The 1,786-nt window shown below is 65.3% G+C and carries 2 protein-coding genes; one reads left to right on the forward strand and one right to left on the reverse strand.

The features are described from left to right. Positions 1-197 precede the first annotated feature (197 nt). The gene (locus WEB61_RS14715) at positions 198-806 is read right to left on the reverse strand and encodes a YqgE/AlgH family protein (RefSeq protein WP_368065094.1); all 609 of its coding nucleotides are present in this window, start codon (positions 804-806) and stop codon (positions 198-200) included. Between the two features lie 189 nt (positions 807-995). Here WEB61_RS14715 and WEB61_RS14720 point away from each other — a divergent pair. Continuing rightward, positions 996-1,786 (forward strand): protein-disulfide reductase DsbD domain-containing protein (locus WEB61_RS14720; RefSeq protein WP_368065095.1); only part of this gene is annotated, 791 nt, incomplete at its 3' end.

Raw genomic sequence — 1,786 nt, forward strand, 5'->3', positions numbered from 1 at the left:
ACGCAGAGGCGCAGAGAAGAAAATTATTGCGCCTTCCCCCTACGCTGCTTCGCAGCTCCGGCGGACAAGTCGGCGCGAAGGAAGATTCCTTCGGCGCGAAGCGCCATTAAAATCTCTCCGCGGCTCCGCGCCTCCGCGTGAAAAAATCTTTCTTCCTTCTTCGCGTCTTCGCGTCTTCGCGTGAAAAAATTCTTCCCTCAGGCGTGGCCGGCATTTCCCGAAAGCAGCGAAATATCGACGCCGAGTTTCGCCAGCGCATCGCGATATTTCGCCTCGAGATTGTGGCCGAACAGCAATTCGGTGTCGGGGTCGCAATGGAGCCAGCCATTGGCCTGTATTTCGGCGTCGAGCTGGCCCGGCGCCCAGCCGGCATAGCCGAGCGCGAGCAGCGCGTGGCGCGGTCCCTCGCCGATCGCCATCGCGCGCAGAATGTCGACGCTGGCCGTCAGTCCGACATCCGCGTCGACCGGCAGCGTCGATTCCTCCGAGAAATAATCCTGCGTGTGCAAAACGAAGCCGCGCCCCATTTCCACCGGCCCGCCGACGAGAACGGGGCAGGTGATGATCTCCGCCGCGCCGTGCTGCAGGCGGATCGAGAGACGTTCCAGCAGGTCGGGAAAGGTAATGTCGGGGGCGGGTTTGTTGACGACGATGCCCATCGCGCCCTCGGGATTGTGAACGCACATATAGATCACGGAGCGTTCGAAGCGCGGGTCGCCGATCGACGGCATGGCGATCAGCAGCTTGCCTTCGAGAAACCCGTCTTCCTCGGGTTGATAACTCAAATCCGCCGATATGGGGCTCATGGGCAGCTCCGGTCATTGACGCGTTGCTGGCGCGCTCGCCTGAAATCCTGCCCTCTCGCATGCCTCATGTCACGCATTGATATGAGGCGGCGGGCGAGGGCGGAATGCTGCCATTCTTCTTTTCAGCGCCGTGATTTGGTGTGACAAACACGATATGTTCAGGTGAACCTCGACGGAAAAAAGGCGAAGATGCCGGATATGAAAGCCTTATGGAGAGCGGCCCTCTGCGCCGCGGCACTCGGCGTGCTGTCATTGCCGGCAGCCGCCGCCGGCGCCGCCGATGCCGCGCGCCTGCGCATGATAGCCGCCGTGACGGCGCATGACGGCGCGCCCTTTCTGGCCGGCGTCGAGATGCGGCTTGCAGCGGGCTGGAAAACCTACTGGAAGAATCCCGGCGACAGCGGCATCGCGCCGGCCTTCGACTGGTCGGCATCGGAGAATGTCGGCAGCGTCGATCTGCGCTGGCCGGCGCCGCGGCGTTTCGACGATCCCGGCGACGTGACCTTCGGCTACAAGGATGAGGTGATCTGGCCGCTGGGTGTTGTGCCTGTCGATGCCGCGCAGCCGGCGACGCTGCGCCTCGCCATGTCCTATGGTGTGTGTTCCGACAGCATCTGCGTGCCGCGCGAGGCGAACCTGACGCTGATTGTGCCGCCCGTCGGGCCGGGCGCCGCGGCGGCGCCTTCCGCCGACGGGCCGCCGCTTGTCGCCGCGCTCGCGCGCCTGCCGCGGCCCTTCGACGATCCGGGGGCATTGACCGTGCGCTGGCGCGAAGCCGAGGCGCCGGTGCTCGAAGTCGATCTGCAGGGCTGTGGCGCCGGCTGCGCGCCGCCGCAATTGATTGTCGATGGGCCCGACGGCGTCTGGTTCGGCCGGCCCGCGATCGTCCGCGCGGGCGGCATCCTGCGCTACAGCCTTGAGGTCGGCGTCCTTTCGGCCTCGGTGCTCGAAGGCGAGCGGCTCGGCTTCATGATGGTCGG

The organism is Parvibaculum sp., assembly GCF_040882025.1.
Classification (GTDB): domain Bacteria; phylum Pseudomonadota; class Alphaproteobacteria; order Parvibaculales; family Parvibaculaceae; genus Parvibaculum.

Coding starts and splice junctions, on each gene's coding strand:
- WEB61_RS14715 (WP_368065094.1), bottom strand. CDS start 806: ATGAGCCCCATATCGGCGGATTTGAGTTATCAACCCGAGGAAGACGGG.